We start from the raw sequence: 8578 nt of genomic DNA on the forward strand, positions 1-8578 counted from the left end.
AAGTGGCACCCGCCGTACGTGTTCGGCACTCGACTGAGCTCATTGGGCGAGGCTCATTTGGCGAGTATCAACGGCAAGAGGCAACGGCAAAGATCAGCGGCGACCGGAAAAACCAAGCGAAGGCGTTACGACTGGAATACACGCACGCGAAAGACGCCAATCGGAACACTCTCGGATGCCCCCTCCAACTCGATTCGCAGTCTGTCGGTTTCTACTTGGCGAATTTTGAATTCACAGCGTGTTTGGTGATTGTCTGAATTCTCTGCGAGCAAGTTCCCATCACGATCACGCAGGCGAATTACCGAGGCGCAGAATGGCATGCGAGCTTCAGGGTGCCCCATTAGGGCTGACTCCATCGGGTGATCGAAGTCATTGTCGAGTGCAACAACCACGCGACTGATCGATTTTGGTTCGCTCCACGAAAGCTCAATCCATGGAGACTCATCATCGCTATCGGCGATCCAAGCGTTGGCGGACGACGTCGGACGCTCTGGCCCATGAAGCACCGCCCGAGGCTCAAAGCTCTCCAGTGGAGGGTCAAACTCCATCGCTATGTTCTTCCCGCCGGGCCGTCGTTCAGGCAGCCAAAACTCAAAGCTCTCAATGCCAATGCCTTCTGGTGGTTCCTGGATCGCACCTCCACGACTCACCGCACCGTGGCCACGTTGGCACAGGGATAAAACACCCGTCAAACGAACATCACTCAGCGCGACTTCGACCTCCGCGTTCTCCATCAAGCAGACCATCACATACCTTGGGGCTTCGATGACCTCGTCAAGGTCGACATCGATGGGGCGAAATGTGGCCTGCATGTATGGTCCGGTCTCTGCACTCGCTATAACCGATGGCACTATATGTTTGCTCGAGTGATTCAATCGCGTCCCTCCAGCGACAAGAGCCTGTGGTTCCCGATGTTTCGTTCCGACGAAAACCTCATGCTCCGCAAGAATCTCATCGGGAGTGAAGCTGTCAGGGCGACTGCAAGCGCGAAGTTGGATTTCCAGCTGCGCATCTTTGTCAGATCGCACCCAGAAACGAATCTTCGGCAGCTTCCCAGCGTTCACGGGCAGTAGCATCGCCCGCGATCGTTCGAGTAAAACAAACTGATCACTAGGAGGGAGACGATCCAATTGCAGCACGCTACTCGCCGTGATCCCCGCCGTTTCAGCCAAGTCATCTTCATCGGGGATTCCCACATGCGGAATGTGTTGGCCGGTGCGTAGCAAGTCTCGCTGCAACCGACCGATCATGCTTGGTTGGGCGATGTCTCGCGGCAGCAGACTTTCCTGGCTGCAGATCGCCGCGGCGATGCCAACGGCCTGCGCGTTATGCGCACATGTAGCCATCACCCGCGTCGATCCGAACGCAACGTGACTGGCACTGATGATGCGTCCGGCAAGGAATAAATTGTTGATGTTTCGGCTATACATCGAACGGTAGGGAATTTGGTAAACGCCCTTGCTGTGCCACTGTGTGCATCCTGATAGCTCTGAGAACACGCCATCGGCCGGGTGTAAGTCGACGGCCCAACCACCGAAACTCACCGCGTCATCGTGCTGACGTTGCTCAATGAGATCTTGCTGGATCATCATCGTATCGCCTTCAAACCGTCGGCTCTCTCGTTTGCCCGGAATCTGGCCGACCCATTCGAGCGTCAGGTTTTCCGCTTCTGGGAATTGGCCCGAGTTTTTAATATGATCCCAAACGCCATAGATGACCTTCCACAACTCCCATTTGATCTGTTCTGTTTGATGAACCGTATCGAGCCGTCCGCCATACTCGATCCACCACAACTGACAACCGTGCTCTTTGGCGTTGAAGCTTCGCCATCGTGGAATCTTGGTGATGTCCTTTAACGCGTAACTCGGCGGCACGAAGCGAACGGACTTCCCAACGTCTTTGGTGTAGAAGTACATCGAGTGCCCCAGCAGTTCGCCGTACTCCTGGGCAGGAGCAAAGCCTTCACCAAACTCGTCACGCGATTCCGCCCCCATACGAAATGCCGCCCCCGCCATAAATCCGAGGATGCCGTCACCGGAGGCGTCGCAAAACAGCGGTGCCCGCACGTCGTACATGGTACTGTTCTGACTGCAGAAGGCGCGCACCGCCTCAATAGAATCCGAATCGTGCTTGCTGGCTTCAAACACAGCGGTGTTAAGTAGCAACGTGATGTTTGGTTCTTCGACCACCTTTTCCAGCAAGATTGTGTCGAAAATCAGCGGGTTGCCTTCGGGGTTGCGGTACTGATTCTCGACCAAGATTTCGTCGATCACGCCGCCTTCACGAGCCCAACGATTGTTATTTCCCATATGGGAAGTGGCACCGAGAATCCATAACCGGACTTCGCTCGACGCGTTTCCACCCAAAACGGGGCGGTCTTGAATCAACACGACCTGGATGCCGGCGCGTGCTGCAGTGATTGCACAACAGGTCCCTGCCATGCCGCCACCAACAACAACTAGATCGGTCGAGATGGATCTAGTTAAAGGCTCACGTTGGTTTTTAGGTTCAGAAATTTTCACAATAAGTCCTCACGCCGTTTTTCTTGCTCACGGTTATAGCTCGAGAAAGAGACCCACAAAATCAAAATCGCTAATGCAACCAAAACAGAGCCGAATCCCCCGAGCGTCATTCGGCTCTGGCTGTTTTCGGGTACCAACATCAGCATGAACATCAACAGTCCACAAACCGCGATGGCACCCCCAACAACGACTGCCGGTAAACGACTCGAATCCACCGGCATGCTGGCTTCGGAATTGTGCTGTTTGGCTAGGACGCGATCATGCCCCGCCGCGACGCCGCCTGAAAAGAACTGCATCACAGCGAGCACAAAAACAGGGATCACAACCCCGGTAAATGTCTTCGCTGTGTTGGAATTGGCCTGTACCCACTGGGCCAGTGGCTCCAATACGGCGATCGAGGTGAACAAACCTCCGGACTGCAACCCGAAGCGGACGACCACCCCAATCGCCAGCGAAACACCGGCCGTGATCCAGACGCCGCGAGCGGTCATGGTGCGACTAAACAGGGACCAAAGCGTGGGTGCGAACAATGCCACCACAACCATCTCGGTGATATTGATGATCACTTTCTCGGCGCCGCCCAGTGATTCATAAAACAACGCAATCGCAATCAGCAGAGCTCCCAGCAAAGATGTGACTACTCGGCCAACCCAAACTAGATAGGGATCACCTTCAACCGCTTGAGCCAGTGGGCGATAGATGTCGTGCGTGATCACGCCGGAAAACACATTCAACTGCGAACTGACCATGCTGGCGGTGGCCGAGAACATGGCCGCGACCATCAGCCCAACCATGCCGACGGGCAACACTGACTGGCAGGCGTCGATATAGGCGGTCTCGCTCAAACGAAGCACGATGTCTTCACTAGCACCTGCCGGAATTGGTGTATGCACCCGCCAAATTAGCGGCGGAAGCAGCCACAGCAGCGGACTCAATAGGTACAAACCTCCGAATAGATAAGTGCTCTTCCGCGCCGCGTTCGCGTCAGGCACGCAAATGAAACGCTGCACGAATGCCCACTCGGCACCAATCATGAAGAAGTGAACCGCACACCAACCGGCCAGGAAGAACCAGGTGTAGTCACCGGAGATCACACTCAATAGGTTTCCGCCGGCGACGACCTTACCGGCATGGACCTGCAGAGCCGGAGTTGCCAGTGCTGCATCCCAAAATGCCCCGACACCTCCGACTTTCGCTAACGCCAAAGGGATCACAAACAAAACAGCGAGATTCAAGATGATGAACTGCAGGACGTCGGTCATCAGCACCGCCCACAGCCCACCGATCATGGTGTAGATGACCACGATGCTACTGAAGATCACGATTCCCCAAAACAGAGATAGCGTCCCGGTGGCCGGATCACGCAAAGGGTTGCCTTCGGCCAATGGCATTAAGCTGACCAGGACGCGTCCTAAGGCATAGAGCGCGCCTGCAGTCGTAACGATGCGAAAGACCGTCATGAACCAAGTGTAGAAATGCAGAACAGAGTGTCCAAAGCGAAGCTGCACGTACTCTGCGGGTGTCTGCACGCCAATCTGTTTCCAACGACCAGCAACGAAATAGCCAACCAGCAGCGCTGCCACGCCGTACATCAAGTTGATCGAGACGGCAACCAAACCTTGGCGATAGGCGATCCCACCCCAAACGACGAATGTATTGGCTGAGAACATCGTCATGAACGCACTCAATCCGCTCGCCCACCAGGGAGACTGCCCTCCGGCAGCGAACATATCCGACGTGCTCTTGTTTTTCGCTGCGAACAGGCAGCCGACACCAAAGACGCCGGCTAGATAAGTCAACAGGACCGCGTAGTCGATGCTAGCCATAAATCATTTCAAATAGTACGAAGAGGAGCGTCCATCGAAGTGAGCTTTCGTGCTGAGGTTGTTCAATTTGCCAGCAGCCTCACACCGATCGGCCTTTCTCGAACAAGTCAGTGTGTAAAGAATCGCCCGCGTCAGATAGGAGCATTTGCGTTTCTTTTCGTTGCAAATGCGGTGGCAGGTGTTAGAATCGCGGGAGCCTCAATCGTTTCCTTCGATGATCTGACCATGGCCAAACAGCAGCCGCGCCGTGCCCCTAACCGAATCCCTCAGGTCACTGTGTTGGTAGACACCTCAACCGATTGGGGGCGACAAACAATAAGCGGCATCCTTCACTACGCTCAAAAGCATGGTCCCTGGCACATGTCGGTCGAACCACGCGGCCGAAGCGACCCCATGCATCTACCGAGTGACTGGGACGGCGATGGCATCATTGCACGCATCTCGACGACCAAACTTGCGAGCGAATTGCGTTGCAGGAACGTTCCCGTCGTAAACATTTCCGGTATCGAATTGGAGGGAATTCAATTTCCGCGAGTTTCGACCGATTACGGTGCCACCGCCGAACTTGCCGCCGAGCACTTTCGAACCCGTGGATTTCGGCGTTTTGCATATGTTGGCCCCTTGGACCTCACCTATGTAACGCAACACGCAGCCGAGTTCGAGCGGCGAACGGCTAACGACAACCTACCATTGAAACAATTCAACTACGCGCACGAATCCATGGCGAGCCAGCGGTGGCGCCGGCAGCGGCAAAGGCTGGAAAAATGGCTAGCCGAACTGGAGAAACCGATCGCCATCTTTTGCTGGGGCACGGCGGCCTCTTGCCAACTGCTCGACGTCTGTCGTGGTCAGCAGATCATCGTGCCCGATCAAGTCGCCGTGTTAGCTGGCGATAACGACGATCTCATCGCTCAGGCCACCGTCCCGCCGATGTCAGCGATCCTGAATCCGTGCCCGCAAATCGGCTTCCGCGCTGCTGAACGCTTGGAGGAATTAATGAGCGGAGGGTACGACAACGGAAAGCCAATGCAGATCGCTCCAATTGAAGTCGTCACTCGAGGTTCAACAGATATCTTGGCGATCGAAGACGAGGAACTGTATGCCGCAGTACGATTCATTCGAGAAAATGCATTTGGTGAATTGACCGTCGAGCAAGTCGCCCGTTCCGTTCCCATGGCGCGTCGTGCACTCGAGCGAAAATTTGTCGAGAGCTTTGGACGCTCTCCGCTTTCGGAGATTCGGCGACTCCGCATTGCTCGCGTCAAACAACTCTTAGCAACGACAGATTTATCAATTTCGAAAGTAGCCGACGCCAGCGGCTTTGGTACCCCGGAATACATGACCAGCGTTTTTAAGAAAGAAACGCAGTTGACTCCATTGCGTTACCGGTCCAAGACGCGTGCACGATAACCGGCTTCATTGCGATGCCGCTGCTCGCGTCGCATCTGGCTGCACCAGAGGATAATCCGCTTCGTAGACATTAAGAATGCTCTTCATCCACCCATTACTGCTGAACCACCGCGGTGTATGCTTGAAGCTGGACTCCCATTGAGCCAGTTTGAGCATCAATTCGCGAGTGACTTCGGGACGGGTACAGGCAAGGTCATTCACTTCGCTGATGTCGTTCGACAAATCATAGAGCTGCGGCGGCAAATGAGGCGTGCGCACCAACTTCCAATCACCATGACGCACGGCGGCACCGCGGTGCGTGATTCGCCAAAAAAGAGTCTCGTGAGGGTGCTCCCCTCCCCGCTCTCCGCGAAGAAACGGCAGCAGGTTGACTCCGTCATAAATTTTTCCGTTTTCTTTGCCAGCCTTCAATTTCCAAGGTTCGCCTGCAGCGGCAAGGAAGGTGGGAAGCAGGTCGAGTGAAATAAACGGCTGTTCATATAGCTCACCTCGCGGAATTCCGCCGGATGGCCACGAGAAGATAAACGGAACGTGCATCCCGCCATCAGTGAACATCGATTTTTGGCCACGCAGCGGAGCATTGATAGAATGATTCGTACTGTTCACGACTCCGCCATTGTCGCTGCAAAAGACGATCAACGTATTCTCAAATTGGCCCGTGTCCTTAAGGTGCTTGATAAGGCGTCCAACATTCTGATCGAGGCAATCCTGCATTGCACAGAGCGTTCGTCTAGCCTTGTGTTCGATATGCGCGTATCGCGCGAGATCTACCTCTTTCGCTTGCAATGGAGTGTGAGGAGTGTCGTGAGCCAGATACAGGAAAAACGGTTTGTTTCCCGGGGTTCTTCCGATGAAGTCGATCGCTTCTGCCGTATACCAATCCGTTGTGTAGGGAACATCAATGCGATCAACGGGGGCACGCTGGCGATAGATGGATTTGTCTTTGACCTTTGGAAAGTAGCCATGCCCTTTGAGTCGACCAAAATAGTAGTCGAAACCTCGTGAATTGGGATGCATGGCGTCACGGTTGCCGAGATGCCACTTTCCGATGCAGGCTGTCCGATACCCGATGGCTTTGAGTCGGTCTGCGATTGTGATCTCATCCGTAGGCAATCCAACGTGATCGGCGTTGTAATAGTCTGCCGCCCCCACAATGTTGTGCTCAAAGCCGAAGCGATTCTGGTAGCGACCGGTCATCAGCCCCGCGCGCGACGGAGCACAAACAACCCCCGAAACATATCCGTTGGTACAACGCACGCCTCCGGAAGCCAGGTCATCAATATGCGGAGTGCGGATCTGCTGAGATCCATAGCAACTCATGTCGCCGTAGCCCATGTCATCTGCGAGGATGATGACCAAATTCGGTCTCGGGTTCGCGCAGGCAACCCCGAACATGCCCACGTAGATTAAAAACATCAAACTGTGCCGAACAAATAACATTACATTAACCTCAGATATGCTGGCCGTCCCGCAGGCTCGAAAACTCAATTACCCCAATGACAGTCAATTCGACGCATCACTTGACGGCGCATAGTATCGAAAATAATCATATTCGGCCCGACTCAATTCGGGATCTTTGTCGCACCAATTGGCGGCAATTGCGGTCAGCCAAACGTTGAGTCGATCATGTTCAAACTCTTCGACTGGATATTCACCGTAAACCGTCGGTTCGCCATTCACAAAGAATTGCACGCCTTGCGCAGTCCACTCGAAGGCATAGGTGTTCCACTTCGTTGCATCGAATGATTTGCCCGCGCGTCTCTGAGGCTCAACGTGATCTGTTGGCGGCTTAGGACGACGTCCGTGTTCCTTTCCGTTCGGTTTCCAAATGATGACATGCTGGGTGAAACGGTTGTAGCCGCCTTTCCCATCTGCGTTTTCATAGCAATCAATCTCGGTACGACGCTCAGGAGGATACGTGGTCAGTATGGAGCCCGGCGGATCCGCGTTGGCCATTGGTTTGGCAAACATGGCCCAGAAAGCGTGATGCCAACCCTCATCAACCTGACCATCCTGATCATGATCGATACCATCGCCTAAGCGAGCTCGGACTTCGTAGTAGCCGTAGTGAAAACGCTCGAGTGTGACGATGCCTGCCCCCGCGTTCGCCTTACCTTGGATCCGCTTTTCAAGCGGTGTCAAGTGCAACCTTAATGATCCGTCGGCAACATGAATATTTTCCGCGCGTTGAATACTACGGTGCTTGGCATCAGCCCGGTACGCCCAACGGTTTAGGTCGAGCTGGTCCCCGTCAAACTCTTCGGAGAAAGACAATTGGTAACCTTCGGGCGCATCTGCCACGATGGGCCGCAGAGGCCACACAGCGACAGCGAACGCCCAAAAGACCAAAGAGTAGCGTTGATTCGAATAAGGAGTCATAGAGAACATTTTTCCAAGTAAGTGTTTCGCTCTCGGGCGACGACGTGGTGAATTCATCCCGTCCGCACTGACACTATCGCGTTTTGCCGCCAGCCTTCATTTCCAGAAGACCGGTATCTCCCGTTAGTTCAATCCATAGGTCGAGCTGCTGAGCTAAACGATGCTTCGTTTGCTCGTGAGCGTCGTCGGACGCTAGGTTGCGTATCTCGTGCGGATCACGCTCAAGGTCATACAGTTCCTCGGTCGGTTTGGTATCCGCGAGTACAAGCAGTTGCGCGGCCGAGAGCTTTCCGTCTGCCTTCATTTTCAGCATGATCTTCCGCATTGGTCGGTGCGTCCGGGTGTACTTGCTTTCGGTGTAACCGATACTCGGTACGTAATTGCGGATGTACTTCCAGCGCCCATCGCAGACACTACGGATGTGATCCGCAATTTCGCCAC

The 8578-nt window shown here is 54.4% G+C and carries 5 protein-coding genes and 1 pseudogene; 1 reads left to right on the forward strand and 5 read right to left on the reverse strand.

What is annotated here, in order from left to right:
• Window positions 1–125: 125 nt before the first annotated feature.
• Together RSSM_RS30130 and RSSM_RS30135 are read right to left on the reverse strand one after the other, a co-directional pair.
• The gene (locus RSSM_RS30130) at window positions 126–2441 is read right to left on the reverse strand and encodes an FAD-dependent oxidoreductase (RefSeq protein ID WP_008688899.1); all 2316 of its coding nucleotides are present in this window, start codon (window positions 2439–2441) and stop codon (window positions 126–128) included.
• A gap of 77 nt (window positions 2442–2518) precedes the next feature.
• Window positions 2519–4348 (reverse strand): sodium:solute symporter family transporter, encoded by a 1830-nt coding sequence (locus tag RSSM_RS30135; RefSeq protein WP_008688901.1) that lies wholly within the window; start codon window positions 4346–4348, stop codon window positions 2519–2521.
• 225 nt (window positions 4349–4573) lie between these two features.
• Here RSSM_RS30135 and RSSM_RS30140 point away from each other — a divergent pair, with 225 nt between their 5' ends.
• A complete protein-coding gene (locus RSSM_RS30140; protein WP_044304056.1) occupies window positions 4574–5758 on the forward strand; it encodes an AraC family transcriptional regulator in 1185 nt (394 codons plus the stop codon).
• A 6-nt stretch (window positions 5759–5764) separates the two neighbouring features.
• On the opposite strand, the gene RSSM_RS30145 is transcribed toward RSSM_RS30140, so the two are convergent.
• The 3 genes and pseudogenes from RSSM_RS30145 to RSSM_RS34025 form a co-directional block, all read right to left on the reverse strand.
• On the reverse strand, window positions 5765–7174 hold the full coding sequence (locus RSSM_RS30145; protein ID WP_044304057.1) for a sulfatase-like hydrolase/transferase: 1410 nt from the start codon (window positions 7172–7174) through the stop codon (window positions 5765–5767).
• An 87-nt stretch (window positions 7175–7261) separates the two neighbouring features.
• Entirely contained in the window at window positions 7262–8137 is an 876-nt protein-coding gene (locus tag RSSM_RS30150) for a glycoside hydrolase family 16 protein (protein WP_044304058.1), read from the reverse strand.
• A gap of 73 nt (window positions 8138–8210) precedes the next feature.
• Window positions 8211–8578: pseudogene (locus RSSM_RS34025) on the reverse strand (sulfatase-like hydrolase/transferase); the annotation flags it as partial.

This window comes from Aporhodopirellula sallentina SM41 (genome assembly GCF_000346505.1).
In the GTDB taxonomy this organism is placed as follows: Bacteria; Planctomycetota; Planctomycetia; order Pirellulales; family Pirellulaceae; genus Rhodopirellula; species Rhodopirellula sallentina.